General features: G+C 68.1%; 17 protein-coding genes and 1 tRNA gene. 5 read left to right on the top strand and 13 right to left on the bottom strand.

From position 1 onward, the window contains the following. Positions 1–76: 76 nt before the first annotated feature. The 4 genes from ACZLIF_RS01430 to birA form a co-directional block, all read right to left on the bottom strand. Positions 77–152: transfer RNA gene (locus ACZLIF_RS01430), tRNA-Thr, on the bottom strand. 40 nt (positions 153–192) lie between these two features. Further along, on the bottom strand, positions 193–1026 hold the full coding sequence (locus ACZLIF_RS01425) for an SPOR domain-containing protein (RefSeq protein WP_128987907.1): 834 nt from the start codon (positions 1024–1026) through the stop codon (positions 193–195). A gap of 9 nt (positions 1027–1035) precedes the next feature. Then, positions 1036–1767, bottom strand: coding sequence for a type III pantothenate kinase (locus ACZLIF_RS01420; RefSeq protein WP_053520152.1), 732 nt, complete (start codon positions 1765–1767; stop codon positions 1036–1038). After that, complete coding sequence (birA, locus tag ACZLIF_RS01415; RefSeq protein ID WP_065174203.1) at positions 1764–2732, bottom strand: bifunctional biotin--[acetyl-CoA-carboxylase] ligase/biotin operon repressor BirA; 969 nt, start codon at positions 2730–2732, stop codon at positions 1764–1766. The genes ACZLIF_RS01420 and birA overlap by 4 nt, the downstream gene beginning before the upstream one ends. Before the next feature lie 142 nt (positions 2733–2874). On the opposite strand from birA, the gene ACZLIF_RS01410 reads away from it, so the two are divergent. Next, entirely contained in the window at positions 2875–3153 is a 279-nt protein-coding gene (locus ACZLIF_RS01410; protein ID WP_053520154.1) for a hypothetical protein, read from the top strand. Next, complete coding sequence (locus ACZLIF_RS01405; RefSeq protein ID WP_128987908.1) at positions 3120–3908, top strand: M90 family metallopeptidase; 789 nt, start codon at positions 3120–3122, stop codon at positions 3906–3908. Before ACZLIF_RS01410 ends, ACZLIF_RS01405 begins: the two co-directional genes overlap by 34 nt. A gap of 77 nt (positions 3909–3985) precedes the next feature. Here ACZLIF_RS01405 and ACZLIF_RS01400 read toward each other — a convergent pair whose 3' ends face one another. The 4 genes from ACZLIF_RS01400 to dusA all read right to left on the bottom strand — a co-directional run bounded on the left by ACZLIF_RS01400 (position 3986) and on the right by dusA (position 7805). Beyond that, positions 3986–5410 (bottom strand): ATP-binding protein, encoded by a 1425-nt coding sequence (locus ACZLIF_RS01400; RefSeq protein ID WP_128987909.1) that lies wholly within the window; start codon positions 5408–5410, stop codon positions 3986–3988. Between the two features lie 25 nt (positions 5411–5435). Then, the gene (locus ACZLIF_RS01395; protein WP_053520384.1) at positions 5436–6119 is read right to left on the bottom strand and encodes a response regulator transcription factor; all 684 of its coding nucleotides are present in this window, start codon (positions 6117–6119) and stop codon (positions 5436–5438) included. Between the two features lie 73 nt (positions 6120–6192). Next, entirely contained in the window at positions 6193–6561 is a 369-nt protein-coding gene (locus ACZLIF_RS01390) for a hypothetical protein (protein WP_128987910.1), read from the bottom strand. A gap of 212 nt (positions 6562–6773) precedes the next feature. Continuing rightward, the gene (gene dusA, locus ACZLIF_RS01385; RefSeq protein WP_128987911.1) at positions 6774–7805 is read right to left on the bottom strand and encodes a tRNA dihydrouridine(20/20a) synthase DusA; all 1032 of its coding nucleotides are present in this window, start codon (positions 7803–7805) and stop codon (positions 6774–6776) included. 159 nt (positions 7806–7964) lie between these two features. On the opposite strand from dusA, the gene ACZLIF_RS01380 reads away from it, so the two are divergent. Together ACZLIF_RS01380 and ACZLIF_RS01375 are read left to right on the top strand one after the other, a co-directional pair. Further along, entirely contained in the window at positions 7965–8945 is a 981-nt protein-coding gene (locus ACZLIF_RS01380; protein WP_053520135.1) for a cation diffusion facilitator family transporter, read from the top strand. Between the two features lie 110 nt (positions 8946–9055). Next, positions 9056–9481 (top strand): organic hydroperoxide resistance protein, encoded by a 426-nt coding sequence (locus ACZLIF_RS01375; RefSeq protein WP_049464150.1) that lies wholly within the window; start codon positions 9056–9058, stop codon positions 9479–9481. A gap of 149 nt (positions 9482–9630) precedes the next feature. Here the strand turns inward: ACZLIF_RS01375 and mmsB are convergent, their stop codons facing one another. From mmsB to ACZLIF_RS01350, 5 genes are read right to left on the bottom strand one after another with little or no spacing between them, the layout of a single operon-like run. Further along, positions 9631–10521 (bottom strand): 3-hydroxyisobutyrate dehydrogenase, encoded by an 891-nt coding sequence (gene mmsB / locus ACZLIF_RS01370; RefSeq protein WP_065174196.1) that lies wholly within the window; start codon positions 10519–10521, stop codon positions 9631–9633. Beyond that, positions 10518–11687, bottom strand: a complete 1170-nt coding sequence (locus ACZLIF_RS01365; RefSeq protein WP_128987912.1) for an enoyl-CoA hydratase/isomerase family protein — start codon at positions 11685–11687, stop codon at positions 10518–10520. Before ACZLIF_RS01365 ends, mmsB begins: the two co-directional genes overlap by 4 nt. After that, positions 11684–12481, bottom strand: coding sequence for an enoyl-CoA hydratase (locus ACZLIF_RS01360; RefSeq protein WP_053520138.1), 798 nt, complete (start codon positions 12479–12481; stop codon positions 11684–11686). The genes ACZLIF_RS01365 and ACZLIF_RS01360 overlap by 4 nt, the downstream gene beginning before the upstream one ends. Beyond that, positions 12478–13632 (bottom strand): acyl-CoA dehydrogenase family protein, encoded by a 1155-nt coding sequence (locus ACZLIF_RS01355; protein WP_440210885.1) that lies wholly within the window; start codon positions 13630–13632, stop codon positions 12478–12480. Before ACZLIF_RS01355 ends, ACZLIF_RS01360 begins: the two co-directional genes overlap by 4 nt. A 26-nt stretch (positions 13633–13658) precedes the next feature. Next, on the bottom strand, positions 13659–15164 hold the full coding sequence (locus ACZLIF_RS01350) for a CoA-acylating methylmalonate-semialdehyde dehydrogenase (RefSeq protein WP_053520140.1): 1506 nt from the start codon (positions 15162–15164) through the stop codon (positions 13659–13661). A gap of 118 nt (positions 15165–15282) precedes the next feature. Between ACZLIF_RS01350 and ACZLIF_RS01345 the strand changes: the two genes are divergently transcribed. After that, positions 15283–16644 carry a helix-turn-helix domain-containing protein gene (locus ACZLIF_RS01345; RefSeq protein WP_219631758.1) on the top strand — a complete coding sequence of 454 codons (1362 nt, stop codon included), beginning with the start codon at positions 15283–15285 and terminating at the stop codon, positions 16642–16644. Positions 16645–16806: the final 162 nt, after the last annotated feature.

Raw genomic sequence — 16806 nt, 5'->3', positions numbered from 1 at the left:
ATGACTCCGGCGCCTGGCAAACGCGCTGCAATTTGCCACAGGAGAAAGAACGCTGCGGAAGCGAGCGACTGCGGGATGGTGCCGCTTATCCGAATCGAACGGATGACCTACTGTTTACAAGACAGTTGCTCTACCAACTGAGCTAAAGCGGCATGGGTGACGCACCGGCGGCAGCGCCGCAGTGGGGGGATTCTAGCGCAGTCGCGCGCATTCCAGCGACTGTTGCCGGGCGGCGCCGCTGCGCTGCTGTACCTGCGCAGGCTGTGCGGTGCCGGCCAGCTGCCCGTCCAGCCACCACTGGCCGGCATCACCGCTGGCTACCAGGCGCGGCTGGAAGCCGGCGGCCTGCACCGCAGCGATACGCCGCTCGGCGCCTTCGCGGTTGCGGTACTGGCCCAGCGCCACGGCGTTGGCGTCCTCACCCTGGCTGATGATGTAGTAGTCGCCCAGGCCCGCAGCGACGATGCGCTTGACCGTGGCCTGCGCCTCTTCGCGGCTGGCGGCGGCCGGCAGCAGCACGCGGTAGCGGGCACTGCCGCTGGCGGCCGGCTGCTCGCGCAGGCGCGCCTGGCTGAGCAGTGCGCCGGCCCGGCCCTGCGCCGCGCTGGCGGCGGCACGATCGGCGAACGGACCCAACGCGATGCAGCGCGGCGGCTCGCTGACGGCAGGCGCCTGCGCGACCGGCGGTGCGACCGGCGCCGGCGCTGGCGTCGGGCTGGAGGTTGCTTCCACACCCGGCGCCTTGGCCGGCTCGGCTTGCGGCTTGGCCGGCGCGGCAGGGGCAGGAGTGGACGCCACGGCGGTCGCCGCTGCGGGGTCGCGCTCCACCAGTGCTGGCGCCGGTGCCTCCGACGATGCCTGCGCGGCCACCGCCGCATCGGTGCCGCCGGGCACCCAGCGCAGTTCGGCCACGCCGGCCGGCCGCGGTGGCGGCGCAGGCTTCTGCGACGCATCGCGCAGCAGCCACCAGCAGGCAACGCCAAGATTGAGGATGGCCAGGACGACGATCAGGGCACGGGTGAGCATGCGCGGATACTAGCCTGCAGGCTGGTGCACCGCCCAGCGGGCGAGGCCGTCCAGCACCAGCGAGGGGTGGTAGTCGGCGCCGTCCAGCAATGGCATCAGCGCGGGCGCGCCGCCACCGTGCACCAGCAGCGACGGCATCACACCCAGCAGTGCCTGCGCCTGCTGCGCACTGCGCTCGACCAGCGCCACCGCAGCACCATCGCAACCGGAGGCGAGTGCGTCGGCGGTGTCATTGGCAAACTCGCTGTAATCGCCGCCACTGGCGGGCAGCTGCACGGCGCGCGCATGCAGTGCTTCGCGCATGGTGGTGGGTGATGCGGCGATGCGGCCGCCGTGATGCTGGCCACGGGCATCGAGCAGGTCGATGGTGAGCGCCGTGCCCACGCCCACCACCAGCACCGGGCGCTGCGCCTTGGCGGCGGCCAGCAGGGCAAGGAAGCGATCCACGCCGAACTTCTCCGGGCGCGCGTAGGCGATGCGCACGCCTGCGCATTCGGCGCTGGTGCGCACCACATGCACGTGGTCGAAGCGCCGCTGCAGCTGGTCCAGCATGGCGCTGGTCAGCGAAGGTGCGGCCACGCTGGCGACGAACGCCGTCGCGCCGCTGGGCAGGCTGTGCGGCGGCTGCCCGGCCATGCCTTCGGCGCCATGCGCCCAGGCCTGTACGTCGCCCGCGCGATCCCCCTGCAACGGCGCGAACTTGAAGCGCGAATTGCCCAGGTCGAACAACCAGTCGCTCATGCCGCCCTCACCGTGACTTCGCCGGCATGCAGGCGGCGCTCGCAGCCGTCGATGCTCACGCGCAGCGCGCCGTCATCGGCCAGGCCCAGTGCGGTGCCGTGCTGCCACTGCCCCTCCAGCTCGACGCGCACCTCGCGGCCGGCCAGCATGTCGAAGGCGGCGTAGCGCGGCAGGAACGGGGCCAGCCCTTCGCGATCGAATTCCTCCAGCGCCGGCAGCAGCCGTGCGAGCACGGCGGCGACGACGATGTTGCGGTCGACCGGCGCGCCGGCCAGTGTGTCCAGATCCACCCAGGGCTGGGTGATCTGCTCGGCGAACGAGGGCGGCATGTGCGTGTTGATGCCGATGCCGATCACCGCGCGAGCCGGACCGGCGTATTCGCCGCCGCCCTCGGCGAGCAGGCCGACCAGCTTGCGACGGCCATCGACGATCAGATCATTCGGCCACTTCAGCTGCGCCTGGGTGAAACCCAGATCGTGCAGCGCTTCGGCCACGGCGATGCCGGCAACCAGGCTCAGCCCCGCCAGCCGGCCAAGGCCCCCGGAGAACAGGCGCAGTACCGACAGATAGACATGGGCCGCCAGCGGCGAGGCCCAGGTGCGGCCGCGCCGCCCCCGCCCTCCGGTCTGGCGTTCGGCCAGCAGGACGCTGACCCCGCGCTGGGGCGCGCTGCACCGCAGCAATTCGGCATTGGTGGAATCCACCGTCCAGGCCACCTGCAAGTCATGCAGCAGGGACAGGGCATCGGCCGGCAGGGCGGCACGGATGGCCGCCGGGTCCAGCAGCTCGACCGGGCGGGTCAGGCCATAGCCTTCGCCGGCACGGCCCTCGATATCGACACCTGCGGCCCTAAGCCCTTGAATGCGCTTCCAAATTGCCGCCCGGGTCTGACCCAGCTCACGGGCCAGGGCGTCGCCGGACAGGCGACCGGCAGCGAGTTTGGCCAGCAATTGGCGATCGTCCACGGCAGCTTCCACGAAGTCAGGACGAAATTATGCGGGAAAGCCGCCAGCGACGCCCGCCACGGGGCCGGCAGCGGGCTTCCAATCCGGTGCCGGGTTCGGGCTAGAATCGGGAACTCACCTTCCCTTAACGTGGATGTCGTCAATGCGCCGTTATGCCCATTGCCTGATCCTGCTGACGATGCCCTTCGCGGCGTCGGCCACAGCAGCACTGGATGACAGCCGCGGCGCCTGTGTGTCCTCCAACGGCGATGCCGCCTCGCAGCGCGCACCGACGGCATCGACCACCACGGCCAAGCCTGCTCCGGCACGCCCGGCGGCCAGCAGCGCGACCAGCACCGGCGGTGGCGGCAGCGATGAGGACATGCTGCAGCGGCTGCGCGCGCCGAAGTGGCACAGCTACCTGCCGGGAATGTTCCGCTGATCAAGTCGTTGCTGCAGTGGCTGCGGCCCGCACCGCGGCCGATCGAAGACGCATACTGGGATGAGGCCTGCCGCCGTGCGGCATGGCTGCAGGGGCTTTCCGACGAACGACGCGCCCGGCTGCGCACGCTGGCGGCGCGCTTCCTGCATGAGAAGACCATCACCCCGATCGGCAACCTGCAGCTGCAGGCCGCCGACGGCGTGCTGCTGGCGGCCCTGTGCTGCCTGCCACTGCTCGAGTTCGGCGAGGTGGGGCTGCAGGGCTGGTCGCAGCTGATCGTGTACCCCGACGCATTCCGCGTGCATCGCAGCCACATGGATGCGGCGGGCGTGCTGCACGAATGGGACGACGAGCTGATCGGCGAATCGTGGGACAGCGGGCCGTTGATCCTGTCCTGGGCCGACGTGCAGGCCGATCTGGCCGCACCGCACGAGGGCTACTGCGTGGCCGTGCACGAGATGGTGCACAAGCTCGATGCGCTTGACGGCGCGATGGACGGCACACCGCCGCTGCCGCGTGCTTGGCAACGTGAGTGGGCTGCTGTCTTCCAGCAGTCCTACGATGCGTTCTGCGCGCAGGTGGATGCCGGCCAGGAGACGCTGATCGACCCGTATGCCGCCAAAGCACCGGAGGAGTTCTTCGCGGTCGCCAGCGAGTACCACTTCTCCGCTCCGGACGTGCTTGCCGAAGCGCTGCCCGATGTCGCCGCGCATCTGCGGCGCTTCTATGGTGAACCACCGGCGCTGGGCGGCTGAGTCATGTCATCGGTTCGCCGGGCGTGGCCCGGCGCTGCCTGCATTCGCGTTGACCGGTGGATCGAAGCAGGCCCGCCCTACGGGCCCGGCGGCAGACGCACTTCGAAGCGGGCGCCTTCCAGTTCGCTGGAACGGCCGACCGCCAGTTCGCCGCGGTAATCCTTGATCAGGTCCTGCACGATCGACAGGCCGATGCCGTGGCCCTGCACGCGTTCGTCGCCACGTACGCCACGCTGCAGCACCTTGCCGATATCCTCCGGCGCGATGCCCGGGCCGTCGTCGTCCACGGCCAGCAGCAGGCCGGCGCGGCGTGCATTCGGTGCCGGCAGGGGCTGCGCGGTCAGCAGGACACGGCGCTTGGCCCACTTGAAGGCGTTTTCCAGCAGATTGCCCAGCAGTTCCTGCAGGTCACCCGGCTCGCCATGGAAGCGCGCGGCCGGATCGATGTCGAACTCGCACAGCACGCCCTTGGCCGCATAGACCTTTTCCAGGCCCCGCACGATCTCTTCGGCGTTGGACTCGATCGGCAACGGTGCGGAGAACAGCTTGTGGCCCGACGACGCAGCGCGCGCCAGCTGATAGGACACCAGGTTGTTCATGCGTTGCAGCTGCACGTCCAGCTCTTCGCGCAGCGCGCCATCACCGGCACCGCTGTCCATCTGCGTGCGCAGCACCGCGATCGGCGTTTTCAGGCTGTGCGCAAGATCCGCCAGGGTATTGCGCTGGCGTTCGAGGTTCTCGCGCTCACTTTCGATGAAGGCATTGATGCTGTCGGTCAGCGGTTCCAGCTCGCGTGGGTGGCGCTCGCTCATGCGCTCGGTCTCGCCGCGCTGCACCTTGGTCAGCTCGGTGATCACGCGACGCAGCGGACGCAGGCTCCACTGCAGGATGACGGTCTGCAGCAGCAGCAGGATCAGGCCGATGCCACCCAGGTAGAACCAGACACGGCTGCGGAACACCCGCAGCTGCGCACCGAGCGCGCGCGAGTCTTCCATCACGTAGATGGTGTACGGGAACTCGGTGGCGGGATCGGCATCGGCGTCCCACACCAGGCCCAGGCCGTAGCGGTACACCGAACCCTGGCTGCCGTCGATCTGGATCATCGGCAGCGGGCCTTCGAATACCTCCTGGCGTGGCGCAAGCAGGCCGCCGCCGACGGTGGGCAGCATCGGGCCTTCGGCCGACATCGAATTGCCCTTGCCGTCCGGCATCACCACCTGCAGGTAGAGACCGCTGCCGGGCACGTCGAAGCGCGGGTCCGGTGGCTGCTCGCGGATGTACAGCGAACGATCGCGGGTGAAGTCGATGCCGGCCGCATAGGCGGTGGCGTAGTTCTTCAGGCGCTCACGCAGGTTGGCCTTCGCCGTATCGGCGAAGGCGGCGTCGAGCGCGTAACCGGCCAGGGCCAGGAATGCGACCAAGCCCACGGACGCGGCGAACAGCTGGCGCGCCTGCAGGGAGCGCGGCCGCCAGCGTCGGAAGAACCACAGACGGCCGGACATCGTGCAATCGCCAGGGTGAGCCGGCTCAGCCCTCGTTGCGCGGGATCGCGAAACGGTAGCCGCGGCCGCGCACGGTCTCGATCGGCTTCAGTTCACCGTCCGGGTCCAGCTTCTTGCGCAGGCGGCCGATGAACACTTCCAGCACGTTCGAGTCGCGGTCGAAGTCCTGCTGGTAGATGTGCTCGGTGAGGTCGGCCTTGGAGACCAGTTCACCGGCATGCATCATCAGGTACTCCAGCACCTTGTACTCGTAGCTGGTCAGGTCGACATTGCTGCCGGAAACGCTGACCGTCTGCGCGGCAAGATCCAAGGCGACCGGGCCGCATTCCAGCGTCGGCTTGCTCCAGCCGGCGGCGCGGCGCAGGAGCGCGTTGACGCGGGCCAGCAGCTCTTCGACGTGGAACGGCTTGACCAGGTAATCGTCGGCGCCCTGCTTCAGGCCCTCGACCTTGTCCTGCCAGCTCGACCGCGCGGTCAGGATCAGCACCGGGAACTTCTTGCCCTCGTCACGCAGAGCCTTGATCAGCTCCATGCCCGACATCTTGGGCAGGCCGAGGTCGATGATGCCGACGTCGAACGGGACTTCGCGCCCCATGTAGAGGCCTTCCTCGCCGTCCTGCGCAGCATCGACGGCAAAGCCTTCGCGCTTGAGCCGGGCTGCCAGGGTCTCACGCAGCGGGGCTTCGTCTTCGACCAGAAGGATACGCATGAACTCTCCCTAGTGTCCTGGGTGTGGCCCGGAGGCCAGTGGGGTACGGGTTGATAGCGACAACTATCCCTGTTCAGGGGTTATCGCCGCGTAGTGAAGACATATCCGACCGCGGCGTGCGCGGCTGCGACGGGGCGGGGTCGTCCATGTAGCGGACCCGGCCCCGGTCGTCCATGTACTTGACCCGGTTGATGTCACGACCATCGAACGGCACCCGTTCGGCGCCCAGGATGTGGCCACCGGTGGTGCGCTGCACGCGGCGCACGGCATCGGACAGCGAGCGCTCGTCGCCACGGCCACCCCGCTCGCTCCGCTCCATCATCTCCGCCCGGCCGTGTTCCGCACGCGGGGGCTGCTGTGCCATTGCCGACGACAGCGGCGCAGCCGCCAGCACCACGCAGGTGGCCAGGGCAATGCGGCAATGGAGGGGAGCGGAAGACATCGATGCGATCCTAGCCGAGCACGGCGATTCGTTCAAAAGTCGTAAATCCGGGAACCGGGTGCGGGACCCGGTCTTTACAATTCCTTTGCAAATTCTTGGTTTGGGGCAGTGAATCCGATCTGAACTTTTCCGGGCGAACCGCAGGTTTGTTCATCTAAGTGAACATTCGGGACGAATCGGCCGGCGTTGTCAAGTCAGGAATGTGACGAACGTCACGCAGCGGCACGGTCAGCGTCGCGCTCGGTGACGGCAAGGGCCTGTTCGACCAATGTCCAGTCGGCGCCTGGACGGTGCGCACCCTCGCTCAATACCTGGCGGAACGCGCGCCCACCGGGCTGCCCATGGAACAGGCCGAGCAGGTGACGGGTGATGTGCTTCAGGGCCATGCCCTCGCCCAGACGGGCCTCGACATACGGGCGCAGCGCGCGCAGCAGGTCCGCGCGCGACCGCAGCGGCGTACCGGTGTGCAGCGCTTCCAGCTGATGCAGCAGATAGGGATCGTGGTACGCGGCCCGGCCCAGCATCACGCCATCGACATGACCGGCCTGGGCCTGCACGGCTTCGAGGCTGGCCAGGCCGCCATTGAGCACCACCGGCAGCGCGGGCCGCTCCTGCTTCAGGCGGTAGGCCCAGTCGTACTTCAGCGGCGGAACCTCACGGTTCTCCTTGGGCGACAGGCCCTTCAGCCAGGCATTGCGCGCGTGCACCACCACCATTGCTGCACCGGCAGCGACCTGGCGATCGACGAAGCTGGCGAACGCCTCGTACTCGTTGTCCTCATCCACGCCCAGACGGCACTTCACGGTCACCGGGATGTCGACCGCATCGACCATCGCGGCCACGCATTCGGCCACCAGCACCGGCTCGCGCATCAGGCAGGCACCGAAGCGGCCGGCCTGCACGCGATCGGACGGGCAGCCGCAGTTGAGGTTGACCTCGTCGTAGCCCCAGTCCGCGGCGATGCGCGCGGCCTGCGCCAGCAGGGCCGGATCGCTGCCACCCAGCTGCAGGGCCAGCGGCTGTTCGCTGCGGTCGAAGCCGAGCAGGCGCTCGCGGTCACCATGGATGACCGCGTTGGCGTGCACCATCTCCGTGTACAGCCGCGCCCCGGGAGCCAGCACGCGATGGAACACGCGGCAATGGCGGTCCGTCCAGTCCATCATCGGGGCGACGGACAGGCGCAGGGATTCGGCGTAACGGGCGGTGGCGGACGTCATCGGGGCGTTGATCGTGGAGACTGGCATTGCCAGTGAGATCAATAGTTTACACCGGGTGGCTGAATGGCACCGGAGATCAGCCGATCGGCGGATTCGCCCGCAGCGCCCGCCCTATCCACCCGCGGGTCAGGACCCGACGGTACGTACCAGACCCTCGCCGCGGCGAATCCGCGCACCGGACAGCGCATGGCTCCGCTCTACAATCGGGTCATGGCTACCGATCGCCCCCACTTCTTCGACCCCACCACCGAACAGGGGGTGCTGCGCCTGTCGATTGCCGGTGCGTTGCTGCTGGCGCTGACTGCGGTGGTGTTCGGCCTGCTGGCCAATTCCTCGCTCATCATCTTCGATGGCATCTACGGGCTGATCGATGTGGTGATGACCTGGCTGTCGCTGCTGGTCGCGCGCCTGATCGCGCTGTCGACCAATACCGATGCGCTGCAGTCGCGCCTCAACCAGCGCTTCACAATGGGCTTCTGGCACCTGGAACCGATCGTGCTGGGCGTGAGCGGCACGCTGATGATCGGTGCGGCGCTGTATGCACTGGTCAATGCCGTGGACGCGCTGATGTCCGGCGGCCGCCACATCGCGCTGGGGCCGGCGATGATCTTCGCCGCGCTGTCCCTGCTGGCCGAGGCAGCGCTGGGCGTGTTCGTGCTGCGCGCCAACCGCCGCATCGGGTCGGAGTTCATCGCGCTGGACGCGAAGAACTGGATGATCGCGGCCAGCATGTCGGCCTGTTATCTGGTCGCCTTCCTGGGCGGCGCGCTGGTGCGTGGCACCGCGTGGGACTGGATCGGGCCGTACATCGACCCGGCCATCCTCGCCTTCGTCTGCGTACTGGTGATGATCGCGCCGCTGGGCACGGTGCGGCGGGCATTGGCCGGCATCCTGCTGGTGACTCCGCCGGAGCTGCAGGCCCACGTGGACGCAGTGGCGCGCACGATCGTCGCCAGGCATGGCTTCGTCGAACACCGCAGCTATGTGGCGCAGGTGGGACGTGGCGAGCAGATCGAGCTGTTCTTCGTGGTCCCGGCCGACGATCCGCCGCGGCCCCTGCGGGAGTGGGACCAACTGCGTGACGAGATCGGCGATGCACTGGGCGAAGCCTCGCCGGACCGGTGGCTGACGATCATGTTCACCACCGATCGGGAATGGACGATCTAGACAGGCAGGACGATCGGTCAAATTTCTCAGACGGTCTGTCACCCATCGTCCTTGGAAAGCGGGCAAAGTAGGCTTCAACGCACTACCACCCACTGACCAGGAGCATCCCGATGTCCATCGAAAAGGTTCTGTACACCGCCCAGGCGACCTCCACCGGCGGCCGCGAAGGCCGTTCCGTCTCCTCCGACAACGTGCTCGACATCCAGCTGTCGACCCCGCGCGAGCTGGGCGGCGCGGGCGGCCCGGGCACCAACCCGGAGCAGCTGTTCGCCGCCGGCTACTCGGCCTGCTTCCTGGGCGCGCTGAAGTTCGTGGCCGGCCAGGCCAAGGTCGCGCTGCCGGCTGACACCACCGTGACCGGCAAGGTGGGCATCGGCCAGATCCCGACCGGCTTCGGCATCGAGGCCGAGCTGACCATCAACGTGCCGGGCGTGCCGCGCGAGCAGGTTGAAGCGCTTGTGCAGAAGGCGCACATCGTGTGCCCGTACTCGAATGCTACCCGCGGCAACATCGACGTGACGCTGATCGTCGCCTGATGGAGGCGGGGTCGGATCCCTTTGCAACGGCAAAGGGCTCTGACCCCGGGGCTCCAAGCGCAAAAAAAATGGGCGGATGCCGGTCGAAACCAGGCATCCGCCCATCCCACCCCGGGTGGGCCCCGGCACGCGGCCGGGGACGCATTCGCTTACTTCTCGCTGGTGATGAGCTGTACGACGCTGGAGAAATCCAGCTTGCCGCGCCCGGCCTGGTGATTCATCGAATACAGGTTGCGGGCCACTTCCCCCAGCGGGATCGAGGCGCCGACACTCATCGCCGCTTCCACTGCCAGGCCCATGTCCTTGAGCATCAGGTCGCTGCCGAAGCCGCCGCTGTAGCCACGCGAGGCCGGCGCATTCTCCAGCACGCCCGGCCACGGATTGCACACTTCGGTGGCCCAGCTGCGGCCGGTGCTCACCGCCATCATCTGCGACAGCACCTTCGGGTCCAGACCGTGCGCCACGCCCAGTGCGATGGCCTCGCCGGTGACGGCCATGATCACGCCCAGCGCCATGTTGTTGCACAGCTTGGCCACCTGGCCGGCACCACTGGCGCCAACGTGGAAGATGTTCCTGCCCATCGCCTGCAGCACCGGGCGCGCACGCTCCAGTGCATCCTCCTCACCACCGACGATGAAGGTGAGGGTGCCGGCCTGGGCACCGGCCGTGCCGCCGGAAACCGGCGCATCGATCATCTGCAGGCCGCGTGCGGCCGCCGCTTCGGACACCTTGCGGGCGCTGGCCGGAGCGATCGTGCTGCAGTCGATGACCAGCGCGCCGGCCGGAATCGCGGCGAGAATGCCGTCATCGCCGAGGTACAGGCCTTCGACGTGGCGACTGGCCGGCAGCATCGAGATCACCACCTCGGCGTCGGCCAGGGTGTCACGTGCTGACGACGCGGCACCGGCACCGGCGTCGACGGCGGCCTGCACGGCGGCCGGCACCAGATCGAACACGCGCACGGTGTGGCCGTTCTTGACCAGATTGGCGGCCATCGGGCCACCCATGTTGCCCAACCCAATGAATGCAATGCGGCTCATGCCAGGCTCCTTTCAGCGGCAGGGGTACCCAGGTCGGCCAGCGGATGCGCGGCATCGGCCCAGGGCGAAGCGAAGAACGTATCGGCCCACAGGGCGCTGGCTTCGGCCAGCGTGGCCGGGTTCCACGACGGCGTGCGGTCCTTGTCGATCAGCAGCGCACGGATGCCTTCGGCGAAATCGCCGTGGGCAGCGCAGTGCAGGGCGACGATGTATTCCAGGCGGTAGACCGCAGCCAGATCCTGGCCCGCACTGCGGCGCTGCAGCTCGAACGCCAGCCGCGCCGAACCGGGCGCGCCGGCCGCGAGGGTCTTCTGGGCGGCCTGCAGCCAGGCATCCTCGGTCTGCAGGAGGGCGATGCCTTCGACGATGGCATCGAGGTCATCGCCGTCACACAGTGCGTCGACCTTCGCCGCGTTGGCCAGCAGCGGACCGGTCGCGGCATCGCTGGCATACGATTGCAGCAGGTGGCCCAGGCGCTCGTGGTTGCTCGCGGCGTCGCGCGACCAGGCCACCTGCAGCAGTGCATCGAACACATCGCTGCGGCGCGCTTCGGCCACGTGCACGTCGGCCAGGCCGGCATAGATCGCATCGCCCGGGTTGAGCAGTGCACCGGTCAAGGCCAGGAACAGGCCACCCTTGCCCGGCACGCGCGGCAGCAGCCAGCTGCCACCCACGTCCGGGAACAGACCGACGGTGATCTCCGGGAACGCGAGCTTGGAGCGCTCGCTGACCACGCGGTGGCTGGCACCGGACATCAGGCCGATGCCCCCTCCCATGACGATGCCATGGCCCCAGCACAGGATCGGCTTGGCATAGGTGTGGATGAGGTAATCCACGCGGTACTCGACGTCGAAGAACTCGGCCGCGTAGTCGTTGTCGCGGATATCGCTGCGGCCGGCCTCGCGGAATGCACGCATGCTCTGGTACAGGCTGTGCAGGTCACCGCCGGCGCAGAACGCCTTTTCACCGGCGCCCTGCAGCACCACCATCGCGATGCCGTCGTCGTCGGCCCAGGCATTGAGCTGCTTCAACAGCAGGTGCGCCATCGGCAGCGAGAAGCCATTGAGCGTGCGCGGCGCGTTCAGCGTGGCGATGCCGATGCGCGCGCCATTGCCGGCCACGCGCTCTTCGAACAGGACCGGCGCTTCGTCGGCGACCGTGGTCATGCGTTCTTCCACTGCGCGGCGCGCTTTTCCAGGAAGGCGTTCACGCCCTCGACCTGGTCGGCGGTATCGAACAGATCGACGAAGGCCTCGCGTTCGGCCACCAGCGCCGAGGCGTGGGTGCCGGTGCGGGTGGACTGCACCAGCGTCTTGCAGGCCGCGATGCTGGTCGGGCTCTGCTTGCCGGCCTTCTTCGCCCATTCCAGCGCCAGCGCCTTGGACTCGCCCTTGCCGACCTTCTCCTCGGCCAGGCCGATGCGCAGCGCGGTCTCGGCATTGATGCGCTCGCCCAGCAGGATCATGCGCTTGGCCCAGCCCTCGCCCACCAGCCGTGGCAGGTTCTGGGTACCACCGGCGCACGGCAGCAGGCCGACGGTGGCCTCCGGCAGCGCGACCTGGGCGTGGTCTTCGATGATGCGCAGATCGCAGGCCAGCGCGCATTCCAGCCCGCCGCCCATCGCATAGCCGTTGATTGCGGCGATCGACACGCCGCGGAAGCCGGACAGCGCCTCGAAGGCTTCGCCGAAGCGGCGTGCGGCCTCGCGCGCGGCGGCCTTGTCGCCGGAGGCGAACTGGTTCAGATCCGCGCCGGCGGAGAAGAACTTCTCGCCATCACCGGTGATCACCAGCGCGTAGATGTCGCGGTCCGCATTGAGCGCAGCCACCAGGTCGCGCAGCGCGGACAGGCTGTGCACGGTCCAGGTATGGGCCGGCGGGTTGTGCAGGGTGACCACGGCGGTGTGGCCATCGGCCTCGACCTTCAGGCCCACGTGCTCCTGGGTACGCCAATCCTTCATCGCAGTTCCTCTTCGGTGTTGAGCAGGTGACGGGCAACGATCACCCGCATGATCTCGTTGGTCCCTTCCAGGATCTGGTGCACGCGGCAGTCACGCAGCAGGCGTTCGATCGGGTATTCGCGGATGTAGCCGTAGCCGCCGTGGATCTGCAGCGCTTCGTTGCAGACAGTGAAACCGGCATCGGTGGCGAAGCGCTTGGCCATTGCGCACCACACGTTGGCGTCGCTGGCGCCGGCATCGAGCTTGCGCGCGGCGGTATGCACCATCTGCCGGGCGGCCACCAGCTGGGTGACCATGTCGGCCAGCTTGAACTGCAGTGCCTGGAACTCGGCCAGCGCCTTGCCGAACTGGCGACGCTCGCCCATGTAGCGGCGTGCGGCATCCAGCGCGCCCTGCGCGGCACCCAGCGAACAGGCGGCGATGTTGATGCGGCCGCCATCGAGTCCCTTCATCGCCAGCTTGAAGCCACCGCCTTCCTCTCCCAGAAGGTGGCTGACCGGCACGCGGACGTTCTCGAAGGTGATGCCACGGGTGGGCTGGCTGTTCCAGCCCATCTTCTCTTCCTTGCGGCCGAAGCTGATGCCCGGCAGGTCCGACGGCACCGCGATGGCGCTGACGCCGCCGGCACCGGCACCGCCGGTGCGCGCCATCACCACCAGCAGTTCGGTGGCGCCGGCGCCGGAGATGAAGGCCTTGGCGCCGTTCAGCACGAAGTGGTCGCCATCGCGCACGGCGGTGGTTTTCAGCGAGGCGGCATCGGAACCGGCGCCCGGTTCGGTCAGGCAGTACGAGGCCAGCTTGATACCCGCCGCCAGATCGTTGCCCCACGCGTCGCGCAGTGCCGGCTGACCCCACTTGGACACCATCCACGAGGCCATGTTGTGGATACTGATGTAGGCCGCGGTCGAGGGATCGACGCTGGCGAGCTCCTCGATGACGACGGCGGCGTCCAGCCGGCTCAGGCCGCTGCCGCCCACTTCCGGGTCCATGTACAGACCGCAGAAGCCCAGTTCACCGGCCTTGGCGATCGCCTCGCGCGGAAAGATGCCCTCCGCATCCCATCGCGCGGCGTGCGGCGCCAGTTCGGCCAGTGCGAAGTCGCGGGCGGCCTCGCGGTAGGCCTGCTGCGCTTCTTCCAGTTCCGTCGTCATCGAGTGGCTCATGGCTGCTCCTGCCGTTACTTCAGGCTGATCGTGGTGTTGACGCCGTGGCTCAGCGTCTCGTCATCGAACCAGCGCGCGGTGACGGTCTTGGTCTGGGTGTAGAACAGCACCACCTGCTTGCCGTACGGGCCCAGGTCACCCAGCTTGGAGGCGCGCGAACCGGTGAAGGAGAACAGCGGCACCGGCACCGGGATCGGCACGTTGATGCCGACCTGGCCGACGTCGATGTCTTCCTGGAACCTGCGCGCGGCGGCGCCGGACTGGGTGAACAGTGCGGTGCCGTTGCCGTTCGGGTTGCTGTTGACCATCGCGATGGCGTCTTCCAGCGTTTCCGCTTCCAGGATCACCAGCACCGGCCCGAAGATTTCTTCCTGGTAGATGCGCATGTCGGTGGTGACACCGGCAAAGATGGTCGGGCCGACGAAGTTGCCCTTCTCGAAGCCATCGACCTGCGGATTGCGGCCGTCGAGCACCAGCTGCGCGCCCTGCTCCACGCCCGAGGCGATCAGGCCTTCCACGCGCTCGCGCGCGCTGCAGGAAATCACCGGGCCGACATCGGTACCGGACACGGTGCCACCGCTGACCTTCAGGGTCTTGGCCTTGGCCACCAGATCCTGCACCCAGCCGCGCGCTTCACCCACCAGCACCAGCGTAGAGGCCGCCATGCAGCGCTGGCCGGCGGCACCGAAGGCGGCACCGACCATCGCATTGAGGGTCTGCTCCTTGTTGGCATCCGGCAGCACCACGGCGTGGTTCTTGGCGCCCATCATGCACTGCACGCGCTTGCCGGCCAGCGACGCACGGTTGTACACGTGGGTACCCACGCGGGTGGAACCCACGAAGGAGACCGCCTTGATGTCCGGGTGGTCGCAGATCGCGTTGACCACTTCCTCGCCACCGTGGACCACATTCAGCACGCCCTTCGGAATGCCGGCTTCCAGCGCCAGTTCAACCAGGCGCATGGTGACCATCGGGTCCTGCTCGGACGGCTTGAGAATGAAGGTGTTGCCGGTGGCGATGGCCATCGGGAACATCCACAGCGGAATCATCGCCGGGAAGTTGAACGGGGTGATGCCGGCGCACACGCCCAGCGGCTGCATGATCGTGTAGGTATCCACGCCATTGGCCACGTTGTTGGCCAGCTCGCCCAGCTGCAGGTTGCCGATGGCGGCGGCGTGCTCGACCACTTCCAGGCCGCGGAACACATCGCCTTCGGCATCCGGCAGGGTCTTGCCCTGTTCGGCGGTGAGGATGTGCGCCAGCTCGCTCATGTTCTCGCGGATCAGCTGCTGGTACTTCAGGAAGATGCGCGCGCGGGTGCCGATCGGGGTCTTGCGCCAGGTCTTGAACGCTTCCTTGGCGGCGGCCACGGCAGCGTCCACTTCAGCGGTGGTGGCGAACGGGACCTGGGCCAGCACGTCCTGGGTGGCCGGGTTGATCACGTCCTGCCAGTGGGAGGTCGCCGATTCGACGAACTGGCCATCGATCAGCATGCGGATACGGGGCGCTGCAACAGTCATGACGACATCCAGGGGTGCGAAAGATGCTTGGCATTATTCACAGCCGCCGCCTCGATTTCCGGCCTGAATCCGCTTAATCTGGCCAACACCCCTCACGATTCCTGTTAATTCTGTGAATCTGCCGTCCTCACAGCGCCAGCTGGGCCTGCGCCTGCTGCGCCTGCGCGAGCAGCGCGGCTACAGCCAGATCGACCTGGCCCGCGCCCTGGGCCTGTCTGCCAGCTACCTGAACCAGATCGAGCGCAACAAGCGCCCGTTGACGCCCGCCGTGCAGAAGAAGCTGGGGGAGGTGTTGGGCGACGTTTCCGCCCTGTTCGACGAGGATGAACCCGCGGCATTGCAGGAATCATTGGCCGAAACCCTGCGGGACCTGGGGCTGGCCGACGTCAGTGCCACCGAGCTGCGGGCACTGGCCGGCAACCTGCCGCAGGTGAGCCGGGCGCTGCTGGACCTGCATCGCCGCCACCTGGCGTTGCGGGAACATGCCGCCGCACTGGAGTTCCAGCTGGGCGAACCCGGTGCCGGCAGCACCCTGCCGGCGGGCGACCAGGTGCGCGAGTTCTTCAACCGCATGCACAACCACATCCCAGAGCTGGATGAGCTGGCCGAGCGGTTGTTTGCCGAATGGGGACTGTCGCCGGGGCACGTCGCCCCGCGCCTGCGCCAGTTGCTGGCCGATCGCCACGGCGTGCTGGTGGAAGTGACTGCCTTGCAGGCCGGGCGCGAGAAGCGCCACTACGATGCCGGTGCCCGCCGGCTGTGGCTGCCGGACTACCTGGAGCCGGGCCAGCAGGCCTTCCAGATGGCCGCCGAACTGGCACTGCATGGCTACCTGCCGCAGATCGATGCGGTGATTGCCCGCGCCGGATTCAGCGACGAGGCGCGCATCGCGCAGGCGCGCATCGGCCTGTCGAACTATTTCGCCGGGGCCCTGGTAATGCCCTACCTGCGCTTCCTGCGTGCGGCCGAAGCCAGCAGCTACGACATCGAGCTGCTGGCGCACCAGTTCGGTGTCGGCTTCGAAGCAGTCTGCCACCGGCTGAGCACGCTGGCCCGCCGCAGCGCGCCCGGCCTGCCGTTCTTCTTCATCCGTGTGGACCGCGCCGGCAACGTCTCCAAGCGTCACTCGGCCACCGACTTCCACTTCTCGCAGGTGGGTGGCTCATGCCCGCTGTGGATCGTCTACGAGGCGTTCAACCAGCCCGGCCGCATCCTGACCCAGACCGCGCGCATGCCCGATGGGCGGCGCCACTTCTGGCTGGCCCGGCAGGTCAGCAGCGGCCCGGTTGGTCACGGCCAACCACGCAAGACCTTCGCAGTGGCGCTGGGCTGCGACCTGCAGCATGCCGAGCGGCTGGTGTATTCGCTGGGGCTGGATGTGCAGAGCCCCGGCAATTCGGTGTCGATCGGCCCGGGTTGCCGGGTGTGCCCGCGCGAGGACTGCATGCAGCGCGCGTTCGCGCAGCTGCCGGGGCGATAGGGTTGGCTCGGCAGGGCTGCGCCCTGCACCTGCACAGGCCGAAGCAACGGCAACGGCAAAAGCTGGCATTCCGTGGGATGGCGGGGCGGGTCCGGTTGCGGGGGACGGCGCAAGTACGTCCATGTAGCCTCGGTCGCGCCATCCATGGCGCTCACGCCCCCG

The organism is Stenotrophomonas sp. 2201_Sma (genome assembly GCF_056486685.1).
This window is presented reverse-complemented; position numbering and strand designations above follow the sequence as displayed.